This window comes from Bacillus sp. FSL H8-0516 (assembly GCF_038635285.1).
Taxonomy (GTDB): Bacteria; Bacillota; Bacilli; order Bacillales; family Bacillaceae; genus Bacillus; species Bacillus safensis.
Map to the genome: position 1 here is coordinate 898,181 of NZ_CP152051.1, position 16,531 is coordinate 914,711.

12 protein-coding genes, 16 tRNA genes, 3 rRNA genes and 1 pseudogene are annotated in these 16,531 nt (G+C 43.1%); 25 read left to right on the forward strand and 7 right to left on the reverse strand.

Features of this window, described 5'->3' with window-relative positions:
• Window positions 1–21 precede the first annotated feature (21 nt).
• The gene (locus tag MHB67_RS04235) at window positions 22–369 is read right to left on the reverse strand and encodes a YgzB family protein (protein WP_024425201.1); all 348 of its coding nucleotides are present in this window, start codon (window positions 367–369) and stop codon (window positions 22–24) included.
• A gap of 189 nt (window positions 370–558) precedes the next feature.
• On the opposite strand from MHB67_RS04235, the gene MHB67_RS04240 reads away from it, so the two are divergent.
• The 22 genes and pseudogenes from MHB67_RS04240 (at window position 559) to MHB67_RS04345 (ending at window position 9,370) form a co-directional block, all read left to right on the forward strand.
• On the forward strand, window positions 559–1,437 hold the full coding sequence (locus MHB67_RS04240) for a nucleotidyltransferase-like protein (protein WP_024425790.1): 879 nt from the start codon (window positions 559–561) through the stop codon (window positions 1,435–1,437).
• A gap of 316 nt (window positions 1,438–1,753) precedes the next feature.
• A 16S ribosomal RNA gene (locus MHB67_RS04245) occupies window positions 1,754–3,302 on the forward strand.
• Between the two features lie 182 nt (window positions 3,303–3,484).
• Window positions 3,485–6,415, forward strand: a 23S ribosomal RNA gene (locus MHB67_RS04250).
• A 109-nt stretch (window positions 6,416–6,524) separates the two neighbouring features.
• Window positions 6,525–6,640, forward strand: a 5S ribosomal RNA gene (gene rrf, locus MHB67_RS04255).
• Together the 16S, 23S and 5S rRNA genes with 16 tRNA genes alongside form the textbook arrangement of a ribosomal RNA operon.
• Window positions 6,641–6,649: 9 nt before the next feature.
• Window positions 6,650–6,724: transfer RNA gene (locus MHB67_RS04260), tRNA-Asn, on the forward strand.
• Between the two features lie 4 nt (window positions 6,725–6,728).
• A tRNA-Ser gene (locus tag MHB67_RS04265) sits at window positions 6,729–6,819 on the forward strand.
• A 17-nt stretch (window positions 6,820–6,836) separates the two neighbouring features.
• Window positions 6,837–6,911 (forward strand) — tRNA-Glu (locus MHB67_RS04270).
• 31 nt (window positions 6,912–6,942) lie between these two features.
• Window positions 6,943–7,018, forward strand: a tRNA-Val gene (locus MHB67_RS04275).
• A gap of 15 nt (window positions 7,019–7,033) precedes the next feature.
• Window positions 7,034–7,110: transfer RNA gene (locus MHB67_RS04280), tRNA-Met, on the forward strand.
• Between the two features lie 4 nt (window positions 7,111–7,114).
• A tRNA-Asp gene (locus MHB67_RS04285) sits at window positions 7,115–7,191 on the forward strand.
• Between the two features lie 18 nt (window positions 7,192–7,209).
• Window positions 7,210–7,285, forward strand: a tRNA-Phe gene (locus tag MHB67_RS04290).
• A gap of 6 nt (window positions 7,286–7,291) precedes the next feature.
• Window positions 7,292–7,364, forward strand: a tRNA-Thr gene (locus MHB67_RS04295).
• Between the two features lie 15 nt (window positions 7,365–7,379).
• A tRNA-Tyr gene (locus MHB67_RS04300) sits at window positions 7,380–7,464 on the forward strand.
• 14 nt (window positions 7,465–7,478) lie between these two features.
• A tRNA-Trp gene (locus tag MHB67_RS04305) sits at window positions 7,479–7,552 on the forward strand.
• A 22-nt stretch (window positions 7,553–7,574) separates the two neighbouring features.
• Window positions 7,575–7,650 (forward strand) — tRNA-His (locus MHB67_RS04310).
• A gap of 9 nt (window positions 7,651–7,659) precedes the next feature.
• Window positions 7,660–7,731, forward strand: a tRNA-Gln gene (locus MHB67_RS04315).
• A 7-nt stretch (window positions 7,732–7,738) separates the two neighbouring features.
• Window positions 7,739–7,813 (forward strand) — tRNA-Gly (locus tag MHB67_RS04320).
• Between the two features lie 5 nt (window positions 7,814–7,818).
• Window positions 7,819–7,889 (forward strand) — tRNA-Cys (locus MHB67_RS04325).
• Between the two features lie 14 nt (window positions 7,890–7,903).
• Window positions 7,904–7,992 (forward strand) — tRNA-Leu (locus MHB67_RS04330).
• A 37-nt stretch (window positions 7,993–8,029) separates the two neighbouring features.
• A tRNA-Leu gene (locus MHB67_RS04335) sits at window positions 8,030–8,111 on the forward strand.
• A 253-nt stretch (window positions 8,112–8,364) separates the two neighbouring features.
• Window positions 8,365–8,841: pseudogene (locus MHB67_RS04340) on the forward strand (tyrosine-type recombinase/integrase).
• 205 nt (window positions 8,842–9,046) lie between these two features.
• Window positions 9,047–9,370, forward strand: a complete 324-nt coding sequence (locus MHB67_RS04345; RefSeq protein WP_342492818.1) for a hypothetical protein — start codon at window positions 9,047–9,049, stop codon at window positions 9,368–9,370.
• Between the two features lie 172 nt (window positions 9,371–9,542).
• Here MHB67_RS04345 and MHB67_RS04350 read toward each other — a convergent pair whose 3' ends face one another.
• Window positions 9,543–9,776: an HNH endonuclease gene (locus MHB67_RS04350; protein WP_342492819.1), complete on the reverse strand. Its 234-nt coding sequence runs from the start codon at window positions 9,774–9,776 to the stop codon at window positions 9,543–9,545.
• 1,265 nt (window positions 9,777–11,041) lie between these two features.
• Here MHB67_RS04350 and MHB67_RS04355 point away from each other — a divergent pair.
• The 3 genes from MHB67_RS04355 to MHB67_RS04365 all read left to right on the forward strand — a co-directional run bounded on the left by MHB67_RS04355 (window position 11,042) and on the right by MHB67_RS04365 (window position 13,379).
• On the forward strand, window positions 11,042–11,467 hold the full coding sequence (locus MHB67_RS04355; RefSeq protein WP_047202843.1) for a hypothetical protein: 426 nt from the start codon (window positions 11,042–11,044) through the stop codon (window positions 11,465–11,467).
• A 394-nt stretch (window positions 11,468–11,861) separates the two neighbouring features.
• The gene (locus MHB67_RS04360; protein ID WP_342492820.1) at window positions 11,862–12,656 is read left to right on the forward strand and encodes a phosphotransferase; all 795 of its coding nucleotides are present in this window, start codon (window positions 11,862–11,864) and stop codon (window positions 12,654–12,656) included.
• An 18-nt stretch (window positions 12,657–12,674) separates the two neighbouring features.
• A complete protein-coding gene (locus MHB67_RS04365) occupies window positions 12,675–13,379 on the forward strand; it encodes a hypothetical protein (protein WP_342492921.1) in 705 nt (234 codons plus the stop codon).
• Between the two features lie 33 nt (window positions 13,380–13,412).
• Here the strand turns inward: MHB67_RS04365 and MHB67_RS04370 are convergent, their stop codons facing one another.
• From MHB67_RS04370 to MHB67_RS04390, 5 genes are all read right to left on the reverse strand, one after another.
• Window positions 13,413–13,955: a histidine phosphatase family protein gene (locus MHB67_RS04370; RefSeq protein WP_342492821.1), complete on the reverse strand. Its 543-nt coding sequence runs from the start codon at window positions 13,953–13,955 to the stop codon at window positions 13,413–13,415.
• Window positions 13,956–14,017: 62 nt separating this feature from the next.
• Complete coding sequence (locus tag MHB67_RS04375; RefSeq protein WP_103132159.1) at window positions 14,018–14,215, reverse strand: hypothetical protein; 198 nt, start codon at window positions 14,213–14,215, stop codon at window positions 14,018–14,020.
• Window positions 14,216–14,356: 141 nt separating this feature from the next.
• Window positions 14,357–14,626: a hypothetical protein gene (locus MHB67_RS04380; protein WP_342492822.1), complete on the reverse strand. Its 270-nt coding sequence runs from the start codon at window positions 14,624–14,626 to the stop codon at window positions 14,357–14,359.
• A 65-nt stretch (window positions 14,627–14,691) separates the two neighbouring features.
• Window positions 14,692–15,381 carry a DUF1963 domain-containing protein gene (locus tag MHB67_RS04385; RefSeq protein ID WP_342492823.1) on the reverse strand — a complete coding sequence of 230 codons (690 nt, stop codon included), beginning with the start codon at window positions 15,379–15,381 and terminating at the stop codon, window positions 14,692–14,694.
• A gap of 18 nt (window positions 15,382–15,399) precedes the next feature.
• A complete protein-coding gene (locus MHB67_RS04390; protein WP_342492824.1) occupies window positions 15,400–16,203 on the reverse strand; it encodes a DUF2262 domain-containing protein in 804 nt (267 codons plus the stop codon).
• Between the last annotated feature and the right edge of the window lie 328 nt (window positions 16,204–16,531).

Consider the following 16,531-nt stretch of genomic DNA (forward strand, 5'->3'; position numbering starts at 1 on the left):
GGTTAAATGGTCAGCTTATTTTTATGACTTTTTTCGATTGTAGGATTCATCAAACTCTTTACCTTCTAATGCTGGATCAAGTGTAAGCGGCTCCCTGCAATGCATGCACATGTCCACCCGCCCAAGCACTTTTGTTTCCTTCTCACAGCCTGGACAAACGACACGTACTGCCTTCGTAGAAAGCATACCAATCCAAAAGTAAACGGCTGTACTTAATCCAATCGATAAGACGCCAAGCAGCATAAAGAAAGTCGACAGCCAGATCGATTCCTTGAAGAACACACCGATATACATGATCAGAAAGCCAACAAAAACCAAACTAAGTGCAAATGTTCTGATTTTATTAATCTTACTGGAGTATTTCGCCATCCCTAGTCCCCCTTATCTCCAATATAGCACATTTTACCTTTCCGTTTGAATTAGTTATAGAGTTTTGTGAATAAATTGCTTATAATGATTCAATGATCTTTTTTCATGTATTGAAGGAATTTTGATTCTATGAGGAGAAATACATAGCATTAGAGAAGAACTTTACACCCGAGTATTGGAGGAATCACTATGGAAAATCTTCTCCGTCCTATTTATCAAGAGAGAGCAAGCCATCCAGACACATTAGCTGTGATTATAGTAGAAAGAAGACATAAAGTATCTTCTGAGACGGATAACTTTGATGCAGCACTTTTAGTCATCGTAAAAGAAGCGGAAGAGCCGTTATTTATCAAGCACTATGAATCCGATCACCAAACAGCTTCTTTAAACGTTGTCACAGATGATCAACTGAAGGAATGGATTACCCTCGGTACTAACCGTCGAATCATCGATTGGATTTTGAATGGAAAAGTCCTGTTTGATCGAAATGAATATATCTTCAACTTAATTGATGAACTAAGTACATTCCCGTTTTCAAACCGCAAGCTCAAAATCGGTTTAGAATATGGCAAGCTCATTCGCAGATATATAGAAGGAAAAGCATTTTTTGAGTCAAATCAATTCCTTGATGCATATAATTCCATTGTGCATGCCCTGCATCACTTAGCACGTATTGAAGTAATTGATAAAGGCTTTCACCCAGAAGTGACCGTTTGGAACCAAGTGCGTCATATGGAGCCGGAAGTATACAAACTTTATTCAGAACTGATTGAAAGCCATGAAAGCCTGCATAAACGTTTGGAACTTTTATTTTTAGCAAATGATTTTTTGATCCATTCAAAAGCAGAAATTGGTGCCGCTCATTTGCGTCATGTCATGGAGCAGAAGGATATATGGCTTTTTGGTGAGCTTCTTGCACACCCTGATCTAAAGTATTTCACGCCTGACCTTAGCGTTATGATTGATTTCTTTGTGGAAAAAGGAATTGTTCAAGTGGAGCCGATTGAGACAAAGGGACAAAAAATCTATCATCGAGGATATTTTGTGAAAAAAGATATTGACGCATGAATATTATGATGGTATATTATTAAACGTCGCTAACGAGCAACTGAGTTGCTTTGAAAGAAAAGCTGACAAAAAGAAATTCTAAAAAACGCTTGACGCACACGGTGCTCAAATGTTATATTAAGAAAGTCGCCTCTGAGCGATAACGAAGATGATCTTTGAAAACTAAACAAGACAAAACGTACCTGTTAATTCGAGTTTTTATAAAAAAATCCTATGATACTTCATAGGTAGTCAGTCAAACTGGCGAGGCAGGAAGTGATCACATGCTAAGTTCGCTACATCGTGTAGCAACGCATGTGTGATATGCATCCTGCATACCTCGGAGAGTTTGATCCTGGCTCAGGACGAACGCTGGCGGCGTGCCTAATACATGCAAGTCGAGCGGACAGAAGGGAGCTTGCTCCCGGATGTTAGCGGCGGACGGGTGAGTAACACGTGGGTAACCTGCCTGTAAGACTGGGATAACTCCGGGAAACCGGAGCTAATACCGGATAGTTCCTTGAACCGCATGGTTCAAGGATGAAAGACGGTTTCGGCTGTCACTTACAGATGGACCCGCGGCGCATTAGCTAGTTGGTGGGGTAATGGCTCACCAAGGCGACGATGCGTAGCCGACCTGAGAGGGTGATCGGCCACACTGGGACTGAGACACGGCCCAGACTCCTACGGGAGGCAGCAGTAGGGAATCTTCCGCAATGGACGAAAGTCTGACGGAGCAACGCCGCGTGAGTGATGAAGGTTTTCGGATCGTAAAGCTCTGTTGTTAGGGAAGAACAAGTGCGAGAGTAACTGCTCGCACCTTGACGGTACCTAACCAGAAAGCCACGGCTAACTACGTGCCAGCAGCCGCGGTAATACGTAGGTGGCAAGCGTTGTCCGGAATTATTGGGCGTAAAGGGCTCGCAGGCGGTTTCTTAAGTCTGATGTGAAAGCCCCCGGCTCAACCGGGGAGGGTCATTGGAAACTGGGAAACTTGAGTGCAGAAGAGGAGAGTGGAATTCCACGTGTAGCGGTGAAATGCGTAGAGATGTGGAGGAACACCAGTGGCGAAGGCGACTCTCTGGTCTGTAACTGACGCTGAGGAGCGAAAGCGTGGGGAGCGAACAGGATTAGATACCCTGGTAGTCCACGCCGTAAACGATGAGTGCTAAGTGTTAGGGGGTTTCCGCCCCTTAGTGCTGCAGCTAACGCATTAAGCACTCCGCCTGGGGAGTACGGTCGCAAGACTGAAACTCAAAGGAATTGACGGGGGCCCGCACAAGCGGTGGAGCATGTGGTTTAATTCGAAGCAACGCGAAGAACCTTACCAGGTCTTGACATCCTCTGACAACCCTAGAGATAGGGCTTTCCCTTCGGGGACAGAGTGACAGGTGGTGCATGGTTGTCGTCAGCTCGTGTCGTGAGATGTTGGGTTAAGTCCCGCAACGAGCGCAACCCTTGATCTTAGTTGCCAGCATTCAGTTGGGCACTCTAAGGTGACTGCCGGTGACAAACCGGAGGAAGGTGGGGATGACGTCAAATCATCATGCCCCTTATGACCTGGGCTACACACGTGCTACAATGGACAGAACAAAGGGCTGCAAGACCGCAAGGTTTAGCCAATCCCATAAATCTGTTCTCAGTTCGGATCGCAGTCTGCAACTCGACTGCGTGAAGCTGGAATCGCTAGTAATCGCGGATCAGCATGCCGCGGTGAATACGTTCCCGGGCCTTGTACACACCGCCCGTCACACCACGAGAGTTTGCAACACCCGAAGTCGGTGAGGTAACCTTTATGGAGCCAGCCGCCGAAGGTGGGGCAGATGATTGGGGTGAAGTCGTAACAAGGTAGCCGTATCGGAAGGTGCGGCTGGATCACCTCCTTTCTAAGGATATATGGAGCAGCGTACGTTTTCGTCTTGTTTAGTTTTGAAGGATCATTCCTTCAAAACATGTCTCTAGCGAGACAGGATTGTTCTTTGAAAACTAGATAACAATAAGTAATACATTCACATTGAATGCAATGCAAAGTTCATCACACATAGTGATTCTTTCTAAAGTAAGAAATGGTTAAGTTAGAAAGGGCGCACGGTGGATGCCTTGGCACTAGGAGCCGATGAAGGACGGGACGAACACCGATATGCTTCGGGGAGCTGTAAGCAAGCTTTGATCCGGAGATTTCCGAATGGGGAAACCCACTGCTCGTAATGGAGTAGTATCCATACTTGAATACATAGAGTATGAGAAGGCATACCCGGGGAACTGAAACATCTAAGTACCCGGAGGAAGAGAAAGCAAATGCGATTCCCTGAGTAGCGGCGAGCGAAACGGGAACAGCCCAAACCAAGAGGCTTGCCTCTTGGGGTTGTAGGACACTCTATACGGAGTTACAAAGGAATGATATAAGCGAAGAGGTCTGGAAAGGCCCGCCAAAGAAGGTAACAGCCCTGTAACTGAAATGTTGTTCTCTCCAGAGTGGATCCTGAGTACGGCGGAACACGTGAAATTCCGTCGGAATCCGGGAGGACCATCTCCCAAGGCTAAATACTCCCTAGTGACCGATAGTGAACCAGTACCGTGAGGGAAAGGTGAAAAGCACCCCGGAAGGGGAGTGAAATAGATCCTGAAACCGTGTGCCTACAAGTAGTCAGAGCCCGTTAACGGGTGATGGCGTGCCTTTTGTAGAATGAACCGGCGAGTTACGATCCCGTGCAAGGTTAAGCAGAAGATGCGGAGCCGCAGCGAAAGCGAGTCTGAATAGGGCGCATGAGTACGTGGTCGTAGACCCGAAACCAGGTGATCTACCCATGTCCAGGGTGAAGTTCAGGTAACACTGAATGGAGGCCCGAACCCACGCACGTTGAAAAGTGCGGGGATGAGGTGTGGGTAGGGGTGAAATGCCAATCGAACCTGGAGATAGCTGGTTCTCTCCGAAATAGCTTTAGGGCTAGCCTCAAGGTAAGAGTCTCGGAGGTAGAGCACTGATTGGACTAGGGGCCCCTACCGGGTTACCGAATTCAGTCAAACTCCGAATGCCGATGACTTATCCTTGGGAGTCAGACTGCGAGTGATAAGATCCGTAGTCGAAAGGGAAACAGCCCAGACCGCCAGCTAAGGTCCCAAAGTATACGTTAAGTGGAAAAGGATGTGGAGTTGCTTAGACAACCAGGATGTTGGCTTAGAAGCAGCCACCATTTAAAGAGTGCGTAATAGCTCACTGGTCGAGTGACTCTGCGCCGAAAATGTACCGGGGCTAAACGTATCACCGAAGCTGCGGACTGTTCTTACGAACAGTGGTAGGAGAGCGTTCTAAGGGCTGTGAAGCCAGACCGGAAGGACTGGTGGAGCGCTTAGAAGTGAGAATGCCGGTATGAGTAGCGAAAGACGGGTGAGAATCCCGTCCACCGAATGCCTAAGGTTTCCTGAGGAAGGCTCGTCCGCTCAGGGTTAGTCGGGACCTAAGCCGAGGCCGAAAGGCGTAGGCGATGGACAACAGGTTGATATTCCTGTACCACCTCCTCACCATTTGAGCAATGGGGGGACGCAGGAGGATAGGGTAAGCGCGGTATTGGATATCCGCGTCCAAGCAGTTAGGCTGGGAAATAGGCAAATCCGTTTCCCGTAAAGGCTGAGCTGTGATGGCGAGCGAAATTTAGTAGCGAAGTTCCTGATTCCACACTGCCAAGAAAAGCCTCTAGCGAGGTGAGAGGTGCCCGTACCGCAAACCGACACAGGTAGGCGAGGAGAGAATCCTAAGGTGATCGAGAGAACTCTCGTTAAGGAACTCGGCAAAATGACCCCGTAACTTCGGGAGAAGGGGTGCTTCTTAGGGTGTTAAAGCCCCGAGAAGCCGCAGTGAATAGGCCCAGGCGACTGTTTAGCAAAAACACAGGTCTCTGCGAAGCCGTAAGGCGAAGTATAGGGGCTGACGCCTGCCCGGTGCTGGAAGGTTAAGAGGAGCGCTTAGCGTAAGCGAAGGTGCGAATTGAAGCCCCAGTAAACGGCGGCCGTAACTATAACGGTCCTAAGGTAGCGAAATTCCTTGTCGGGTAAGTTCCGACCCGCACGAAAGGCGCAACGATCTGGGCACTGTCTCAACGAGAGACTCGGTGAAATTATAGTACCTGTGAAGATGCAGGTTACCCGCGACAGGACGGAAAGACCCCGTGGAGCTTTACTGCAGCCTGATATTGAATGTTGGTACAGCTTGTACAGGATAGGTAGGAGCCTTGGAAACCGGAGCGCTAGCTTCGGTGGAGGCATCGGTGGGATACTACCCTGGCTGTATTGACCTTCTAACCCGCTGCCCTTATCGGGCAGGGAGACAGTGTCAGGTGGGCAGTTTGACTGGGGCGGTCGCCTCCTAAAATGTAACGGAGGCGCCCAAAGGTTCCCTCAGAATGGTTGGAAATCATTCGCAGAGTGTAAAGGCACAAGGGAGCTTGACTGCGAGACCTACAAGTCGAGCAGGGACGAAAGTCGGGCTTAGTGATCCGGTGGTTCCGCATGGAAGGGCCATCGCTCAACGGATAAAAGCTACCCCGGGGATAACAGGCTTATCTCCCCCAAGAGTCCACATCGACGGGGAGGTTTGGCACCTCGATGTCGGCTCATCGCATCCTGGGGCTGTAGTCGGTCCCAAGGGTTGGGCTGTTCGCCCATTAAAGCGGTACGCGAGCTGGGTTCAGAACGTCGTGAGACAGTTCGGTCCCTATCCGTCGCGGGCGCAGGAAATTTGAGAGGAGCTGTCCTTAGTACGAGAGGACCGGGATGGACGCACCGCTGGTGTACCAGTTGTTCTGCCAAGGGCATCGCTGGGTAGCTATGTGCGGACGGGATAAGTGCTGAAAGCATCTAAGCATGAAGCCCCCCTCAAGATGAGATTTCCCATTCCGCAAGGAAGTAAGATCCCTGAAAGATGATCAGGTTGATAGGTCTGAGGTGGAAGCGTGGTGACACGTGGAGCTGACAGATACTAATAGATCGAGGACTTAACCTATATTCTAATGTGAAGCATGAACATTGTTATCTAGTTTTGAGAGAATATTTTTAAAATATCTCTTGATTTATTTTCAATACATAGTATAATATCTTTTGTCACTAAATTGTCTGGTGATGATGGCGAAGAGGTCACACCCGTTCCCATACCGAACACGGAAGTTAAGCTCTTCAGCGCCGATGGTAGTTGGGGGTTTCCCCCTGTGAGAGTAGGACATCGCCAGGCTTTCTTCATTCCGCAGTAGCTCAGTGGTAGAGCTATCGGCTGTTAACCGATCGGTCGTAGGTTCGAATCCTACCTGCGGAGCCAATTTGGAGAGCTGTCCGAGTGGCCGAAGGAGCACGATTGGAAATCGTGTAGGCGGTAACCCCGTCTCAAGGGTTCGAATCCCTTGCTCTCCGCCACAATTTACATAATAAAGGGCCCGTTGGTCAAGCGGTTAAGACACCGCCCTTTCACGGCGGTAACACGGGTTCGAATCCCGTACGGGTCACCATTTTTATAGAATATACACCAGTTTTTTATTCGGAGGATTAGCTCAGCTGGGAGAGCATCTGCCTTACAAGCAGAGGGTCGGCGGTTCGAGCCCGTCATCCTCCACCATATCTTTTATATCGTCGCGGGGTGGAGCAGTTCGGTAGCTCGTCGGGCTCATAACCCGAAGGTCGCAGGTTCAAATCCTGCCCCCGCAACCAAAATGGTCCGGTAGTTCAGTTGGTTAGAATGCCTGCCTGTCACGCAGGAGGTCGCGGGTTCGAGTCCCGTCCGGACCGCCATTTTTCAAAAGAATACTTGGCTCGGTAGCTCAGTTGGTAGAGCAACGGACTGAAAATCCGTGTGTCGGCGGTTCGATTCCGTCCCGAGCCACCACTATTTGCCGGTGTAGCTCAATTGGTAGAGCAACTGACTTGTAATCAGTAGGTTGGGGGTTCAAGTCCTCTTGCCGGCACTGTTTTTCAAAAGTGGAGGGGTAGCGAAGTGGCTAAACGCGGCGGACTGTAAATCCGCTCCCTCCGGGTTCGGCGGTTCGAATCCGCCCCCCTCCACCATTTTTTGTTTTCATAGGGGCATAGTTTAACGGTAGAACAGAGGTCTCCAAAACCTCCGGTGTGGGTTCGATTCCTACTGCCCCTGCCAATTATAATTCATTACATCTATGGCGGTTGTGGCGAAGTGGTTAACGCACCAGATTGTGGCTCTGGCACTCGTGGGTTCGATTCCCATCAATCGCCCCATTTTATTATTGGGCTATAGCCAAGCGGTAAGGCAACGGACTTTGACTCCGTCATGCGTTGGTTCGAATCCAGCTAGCCCAGTTGATGTGCGGAAGTAGTTCAGTGGTAGAACACCACCTTGCCAAGGTGGGGGTCGCGGGTTCGAATCCCGTCTTCCGCTCCAATAATGGCGGCATAGCCAAGTGGTAAGGCAGAGGTCTGCAAAACCTTTATCCCCGGTTCAAATCCGGGTGTCGCCTTTTTTGAAAAGACTGCCGGGGTGGTGGAATTGGCAGACACACAGGACTTAAAATCCTGCGGTAGGTGACTACCGTGCCGGTTCAAGTCCGGCCCTCGGCACCATTGTTTTTTAATATAAGATGCGCTCTTTTATAATCATGCCGGTGTGGCGGAATTGGCAGACGCGCACGACTCAAAATCGTGTTCCTCACGGAGTGCCGGTTCGACCCCGGCCACCGGTATCATTTTTTAGTCAATAACGTTAGTATGACTACATTTAAGAGGATTGTACTTTGGTTTAATCGACCAAGTTACAATCCTCTTTTTGTTTGAGTTGTGTTCGCTAATCATGTTCGTTTTTTGTTAACTGACAAGAATACTTTACACGAAGGGGACAATTGATTTGTCAAAAAGACGAACTACAATTGAGAGGAAGGCTATATAGCTACAAACCCAGCAGAAAAACTTTCTAAACAAAAGACTAAACAGGTCAAGATGAATCCTTTTACTGAAACGGAAATCAAGGCATTGCTGAATGCTCCCGATAACAATATTTTTGTTGGTTATAGAGACTTTGTCATCAAGATGGGAAAAGGTAATAAGGAGCGTACTGTTTACTTTCAATATAAAATTAAGGAACACCTAAAGCGTTACTTTAAAGTAAGAGGAGAGCTAAATCACGATTACTTGTTCATTGGTCGCTTGGATAATCCACTTTCTAACAAGGCAATACAGGATAGGTTAACTTTATAAGGAAACATTGTACAATTAACTAAGAGAGTTAGTCCCCATACCTTAAGCCATACTTTCGCAAAGTTCTATATCACGAATGGCGGCGATGCATTTTCTCTTCAACAGATACTTGGACACACTTCAACTGAAATGACGAGGAAATATGTTCAGTTATTCGGTACTGACTTAAGACAAATGCACAAAAAGTTTAGTCCGATAGAAGGGATCTTGCTACGATGAAAAAGACACTAATATTTTTAGGCAGGCAATTAATTAAGGAGTCCATTTGGGACTCTTTTTAAATTCCTGTAGACTATGTATTCAGTCCATAAGGCTTCTAATTGATTTCTAATATAAATACATAATTATAAAATCAATATTTTATATGTATTATTTTTAATTTGCTGTAAAAACTATTCCTGAATTTGAGAAGGGAGGTAAGTATTTGTACAGAAGAATTAATGGTAAAGTATATTGGTGTGTTGAAGTTCCATCAAAATTTGTAAACGATGAGTGCCCAAAACCACCAGGGCCTGAACCTGATCCTTGGCCTAATCCACCTTGGTGTGACCCGCCTGAGCCTAATAAGGTATCTAATATAGTAATTAACTTTTATGACGACGACCCAGGAGGTACGGCTCATGGGGGAGCAGATCCTAGCGATCCTAAAGATCCTATTGAACCAAGTCCTGACCCAAATCCTGCGGAGCCAGATTCGCCTGAAAAATTCAGTGGAAAAGTAGTAATAAATTACTATGCGAAACGTTGATAAGTTATAAACTATTTATAAGTTGTATAAGATACAAAAAGGGTTAGTGTAATAACTGACCCTCTATTCATTTTTTCGAAAAACCACATACGTTAAACAATGAGTTATTTAATATGAAGCAATGTCAGTATACCCTTTCGAATTATAAGTTATAAATTTCTTATTTTATTAATTAAAACAAAAAGGGCCAATTGGCCCTTTTTATAATGCGTTTTCTTAATTGATCTACCGATAAATAAACATCTTTTTCTTTGCGATGAAGCATTGCATGGCAGTTCGGACAAACAGGAATGAGGTCTTTAATTGGATTTGCAATATAATCCTTTTGTATTTTGTTGAGTGGTACTATGTGATGTAAATGAATTAAATCTTTTGCAACTTCTCCATATACGCTTTCAAAATTCAAAGCACAAACTTAGCATTGAACCCCATAATGTTCTATACATTTCTTACGAACAATAGGGTTGCGCTCATATACGTTGACTGTTATAGATTTACGTTGCCCTTCTTCTAACGATTCAGGGACTTCGTCTGGATAATAATCTTTTGTTTCATGATCAAAGAATGAGGATATAATCCCGGACTTCGATAGGAACTTTCAGCGGTCCTTGTATACTCCTTTCACCACGAAAGTGGACAAAAGATAACTCAGTAGCATCAACCTTATCTATTAAGTGAAAGCGTGACCAGTTCCATGTCTTAGATTGCGTAAATTTCTCTTCATCTTTCCAAAACATTTTATTGTATTGAACTTCATGAGGTAATAAGAGTCCTTTGATTACCTCGAATTTATATTGTCCTTTTTGCACGTTATTCGAAACATATATAAATGCAAAATCACCATTTTCGTATTAACCGACCGTCTCCAGTGTATTGAATCATAATGACTGAATTTGCCTGCCAAAATCATATTCCTCCGGATTAGAGGGGACTAACCAAAAACGACGAGCATTAGAATGTTCTGTTTCTTCAAGTTCTTTTCTACGATTAGCAGCTGTTGTTTCTGGTGCAACAAAACAATACTCATCTTCTTTAACATAGTAAGGAATGTTATATACATAGCCACGTTCGATAGGATTATAGCACCTATACTTAGTTGTATTGATTTGCTAGGAATCTAGCAGCTTCTTGGATATTTGAAGCTTCAAAAATAAGTTCATCATTTTTAATGATAGTTATTTGATATATCCATAAATTCCCTCTAATTTATACAATATATCTTTTTCTACTTTATAAAGGCATCCCTAGTAGCTATTTCTTTACTTAAACTAGTCATTAATTAAATTCTCTTTTGCTTTAGGAAGCCTTGCATGTGCTCAAGCGCAGCTTGATTACATGCAAGTGTTACAAAATGGTTTATGGACACGAGGACAATTTTTGAACTTTATAAATATACCAATGTTCTATTTTTGTCCTCCAAAATTTAAAAAAAATTACTCCGTTGATTTACGTTTTTCATAGAGCAGATACTATTCAGTATTACATGAATAAATTTGAGGGGTTTCTTAATTCTCTAACAGTACAAGAAATAAATTAAAGCCTTACAATATGACAGAGGAACATATGAAGGAGATTATCTTTTACTTTATTGATGGTTACCTTATTATTAGACTAAAGGGATTGGATAATTGAAGAAGGATGAGATAAATTGTACATAGGAGAGGTGTTGTCATGATTACGGTTAAAAATGCTGAAAGTTATCTTAAAGATAGCATTGGTGAAGATACCGATGATATAAAAAAGGTTTGGGAAACATTTAAGGCTTTTTCAAAGGAGACAGTTGAGGGCGAAGAAGATAAAGAAATTTTATTTCAGTGTGGTGTCTATGACTTTACAGGAGAGGAACTATTTCATTTTGACCTTGTACGTCAGTTTACAGTTTATGAAGAAGATGATTATTCTCACATGGAACAACTACACTGTGAATTTTTATTTAAACCAACAAGCGAGTTAAAAAAGTTAAAGGTGGTAGAAGAATGGTCAATGGATTATGACGATATCGATCATTTTTTTAATCATATTGAAAGTATTCATGAGTTTAAAATACCTTTGAGTTTAAAGCCGATAAAATCAGAAATATATCAAGAAGAACTTTGATTGTTATTTCATAAACGGGTACTTTACTTTAAGAGGGTATACCTTGCCTTTTAGGAATAATTTATCATGGATTGCCGGTTCAGCTCCGGCCATCGGTATCTATTAAAAGTTTCATGATTGGTTTTTACCGTGAACCTAACGTTTCACCCTTGTGGTAAACGTTTTTTTGTGGTTATTAAAAATAGAAAACTATTAGAAAATAATGAGTATGTACTTCTTTTAGCAGAATAATCTTTAGATGATTTGCAACATTTGATAAGATACATTTAACCATGTAAGGCAGCACATTCACATAAAACAGTGTACAACCTTTGTGTAACTAAATGAATATTTGTGGGTACATACACATCTTTAGCTGACATCAACATGGTGACCCAGTTTAAGGGGAGAATTTATGAAAAAACAAAATGATCATGAGGAGTTATTGACAGGTGGAAATGTCTCAAACGTATATCGTTCGGGAGATACGGTTCGTCGAGAAGTAAAGTCAGACAATATCAATATACAAAAGCTGCTAAAGCATTTAGAAAAAAAGAATTTCTCCTATGCTCCAAAGTTTTTAGGGGTTGATGAACAAGGTAGAGAGATATTGTCCTTCATTGAAGGCGTAGCCGGTCATGATCCTTTAAAAGAATACATGTGCTCTCACCATGCCTTAAAAGAAATAGCGAGAATGCTTAGACTGTATCATGAGGCTGTTCGAGATTTTCCCATTTCAGACGATTTGGAACGAATGGACAATACGCCTGGAGAAATAGAGGTTGTGTGCCATAATGATTTTGCGATGTACAACATCATTTTCAAAGATAAAAAACCAGTGGGTATCATTGATTTTGATGTAGCTGCTCCTGGTCCAAAACTTTGGGATATCGCATATACTCTGTATACATGTGTACCTATCAGTAGGTTTTTTCGCACCAAAACAGGAGAAATCGTGAACTATCATTCATCAGAACATGCAGACCAGATAAAGCATAGAGTCAAACTGTTTTTTGAAGCTTATGGTGAGGAAATAGCAGAAGATTATTTGGAGATGGTGCTGCTGCGTTTAGAAGGATTATGTCAGTATATGAAACGAAAAGCGAGTGAGGGGGATATCGCTTTTCAAAACATGATTCAAGAAGGACATCTTGAACATTATCAAAAAGACATTCAATTTATTCATGAACATAGAAAAGATTGGATGTAAAGAGGCGGCGTTGTGATCATGCAAACGAAGACGATATTACAGGCTATCATTCAAGACGAGGGAGTAAATGATTATCCTCTTTTTAGACAATACTGTGTGAGAAAAGAACAGGGGCTGCGTAAAGATGCGCTAAACGTTCTTCAGGCCTTTATTGAAGAGATGACAGAGAACGATTTTGAAGTACAGCGTGAATTTGCTGCTTGGCTGTTTGAGTGGATTGAACGGTTTGAGGATGGTCATCATCTGCTTGTGTATCCGCTGGTAAATGGGGTGATCCAGCCTGTTTTTCAAACGTGGGAGAATGTTGACCCATTGGATGTGAGAACGTATCGCTGGCAAGGTTTGTTTGTGCATCAGGGAGAAGGGCTGCCTCATTTATTGAAGGCACTAGAGCTTGGGGGCAGCAAGGAACAGCGTGTGATTGTTCAAATTTGCGAAACCTATTTATCGGCCTTGTGGTATTCGTTTCATCATATACATGAAGATCTTTATTTAAGCACCTATGAGAAGGATCAAGAGAGAATTCAAGGGATTGAACGTGTTATGATGCTGATTCAAGATCAAAGAACTCGTACGAATGTTCAAAAACAAGCTGTCTATTATGACGAGCTTTTAACGGACTGGATGACGTTTCAGCAGACGGAGACAAGGGGCTTTATGAAATGGTGTGCGGAGCGTAAGAAACCGTATGAGTGGGTAGAGTCCTTTTATTATCAGCAATAGATGAGAAAACGGCAGAGTTCATTCTGCCGTTTTTTATTGCCATATTCGCTTTGCTTCTATATGATCTGGACTAAAATATTTCAGGGTATAGACATCTGGATTGCTTAGTTTCTTCCACTCCTCGAATCCAAGCGTTGGATCGGCGTGTTTAAGAAGCAGGCTCATGATATTGCCATGTGTGACGAATAGGGTATGATCTGTTTCTAATATTATTTGTTCGTGGAGCGCTTCTACAATACGATTCATGGCTTCTTGGCTCGATTCTCCGCCTTCACAGGTCATATGTAAGTCTGTAAAACTGAGCTTTAGTTTCTCATACCAATCGTCTATTGGTTTGCTGCTTAATACACGTTCAGAGAGGCGCTGATCGATTTTTATCTCGAGTTGTTTTGCATGAGCAAGTGGCTCAGTAGTTTGGATCGCTCGTTTATAAGGACTTGAGATAATTTGATTGAGATGAATGCTGGAAAAAAACTGTGCCAGTTCATGAGATTGAGTGATGCCTTGTGGTGTTAAAGCTGCATCTTTAGATTGTCCATCTGCTTGGCAGTGTCTGACGATATAATATGTTTTCATTGGATACACCTTTCATTGAGTATAAAAAAATCATCCAGTATTGGATGAGGATTTACGAAGATCTAGGTAAGCTTGTTCGTATCTGTTTCTTTATAGGGATCTATGAGCTTGGAGGTCAGGTCTAGATTGAACAAAAAATCATCGACGGTGTCTGTGCCAAAGGGAAGTGTGGAGAAGTTGATTGGGATGCTGTCTTCTTGCTTTTCTGAAGTGATTTGCTGTGCAGGCTGCTTTTTTCTCCAGTTCTTAAACAAGCGCATGTGAGGCCTCCTTTTCTTTGAAAAAGATGGATTTATACATAATATACGGGGAGAGTTGTCCAGGCGTCAAATGTTTTCTTCAAAAGGAACGATTCAATTGATAAACAAGAGCCACAGGAAAGTGCGGCTCTTGTTGTCAGTTTACATTGCGCGTTGTAATGCTTGCAGTAATTTACGTTCGCATCTTATGTTGTATTTCTTCTTATGGAGTTTCTTCGTTTTAAACCTGCCTATGACACGTCGAACATCGGGATCATAAATGATGAGCTCTCTGCAAGTTTGATCATGTAATAGTGCTTGAAACCAGCTATATTTTTTGAGATGTGCTACGTTCCTCGAGATATCCTCTTCATCCACTTGTAGAAAAGGGATATACACAGCAAGTGAAAAGATGTCTAAAATGAATCCCATTTTGCTTCCTCCTTTCATTGTTATTCATTACGCTTAGGAGAAGGCAAGGTTTCATTCAATAAACGTTAAAAACAATCCCAGTGCATAAACCATTCTTTTGATTCTTTGTCATAATAGAAATACATCGTGCCGTTATCACCAATCATGAAACGAGGTTTTTCTTCTGAGGCGATTTGCAGCATGAATTCGCCTTGTTGTTGATGGGGCGGGGATTGAATATACGCCCCATATCCACCGATTTTTGTGAACGAATAATTTGTGTATTGATTAAAGAAGTGGTCTGTCGCTTCTTCACTTTCGTTTACTTCTGTTAGATCCACATATGACCATGCTTCTTCCCAGCAAGGGAAGTCCCTTTGCTCACTTTCGTTCCATTGGATTTGAAAGGCTTTGAGCCCTCTCACTTCTTCAGGAGTTTCAGCTACTTCTAAACCTTCGATTGATGAATATTCAATGAGCTTCCAGCCTTCACCGTTTTTGGTGATATCAATCGGAAGTGTTTTCTGATTAAGAAAAATTTGAATCAGCTTACATTCATTGAAGCCGTTCATTCCTCCTGGCACTTCTGGTAAATAAATTTGTAAAATCGGAATCATGGCTCCATCTTGATCTGTCGGCCAGCCTTGATGAGGATCGATGAAAAAATGGCCGGCAAACCAGCTGTGTACAGCTGGATCAGGACGGAAGCCGCCAATTTTGGCGATGGCTGGCGTTTTCCCGATTAGATTTAATTCTTGAAAAGCTTTGATTTCCATGGGTTATTCCTCCAGCCTTTAGCCTGCAATGTGTGCATCATGAAATGTGCCCTTTATATTTCCTGTGACAATAATGACATGACCCCAAAATAAATCACCGTCATGATAGTAGACTTCAAACTCTCCCTCAGGGTAAACATGCAGGCTTTCAAGTGAAATGCGGCTCATAAATTGATTCAGTGTGAGTTCTTCTTGCTTTTCAGCTGATTCGTCTTGTTCCTGCCAATCTTTCGCTAGATCTATCAGCTGATTCGCGGCAAATGATTTAATAGAAGAATCCCATTTGGCCTGTTCTTGCATGAGTCGGTTTGCTGTTCGAAGAGAGTCCTTTATTTTTTCATCTTCTTCGAGGTTGAAGTAGAGAAGGCACTCTTCATTGCTCCATTGGATCGTCTTTTCAAATAAGTCTAGTCCTTTTACTAACTCAAAGGTGCCAAGTATGTCATCATGATAATACACAGGCTTTTGGGCTTCTTCTAAAATTTCTTGAAGCGCTTGATCCTGTGTATCTGTATTGATCAAAGATACAAGCATGAATTCACCTTCGCCTTTTCGAACCTGAAGTGTAACGATTGATTCTTTATGTAATTGTGCCTGTTTTTCTCTTAATCCTTCGTCATCTGTTAGCCAGCAAAGTCTTACATTTTCGGTTATGATATGGCCGTTTTCTTTCCAAGCAATTAGTGGAATAGAAGCGGTCCAAAGAGGTTCCTGTCCTGCTTTTCCTGCCCCTACGCCAGAAGGTCCTGTAACAGCAATGATAGTGACTACATCTTTTGAAAATCTCTCTTCAAAAGTGTTGATTTGTTTGTTAATCTTCATGTGATGTCCTCCAGCCTGATTTTTTTGTCATGAACATATAAGTGTTGTGATCAAGTTCTACCTCTTTATCACACCGCACATCAGTAGGGGAAATCAAGCTTTTTTTGTTTAAAACTGTTTTTTAGGGAGGTACATGGATTAATGGAGGTTGAGTCACAATAAAAGAAGCAAGGATCGAATTTTGTATAAATTTGGGTAAATGAGTCGAAAAGCCTAGGTGATTCTTCCTTTTCTTTATAATTACTTTGACACGAATAGATGAAAAAAGTAAAGTAATACTGAGTGATTTACAAAACCTTCTTCATCCACTAAAACATGAAGTGTGCGT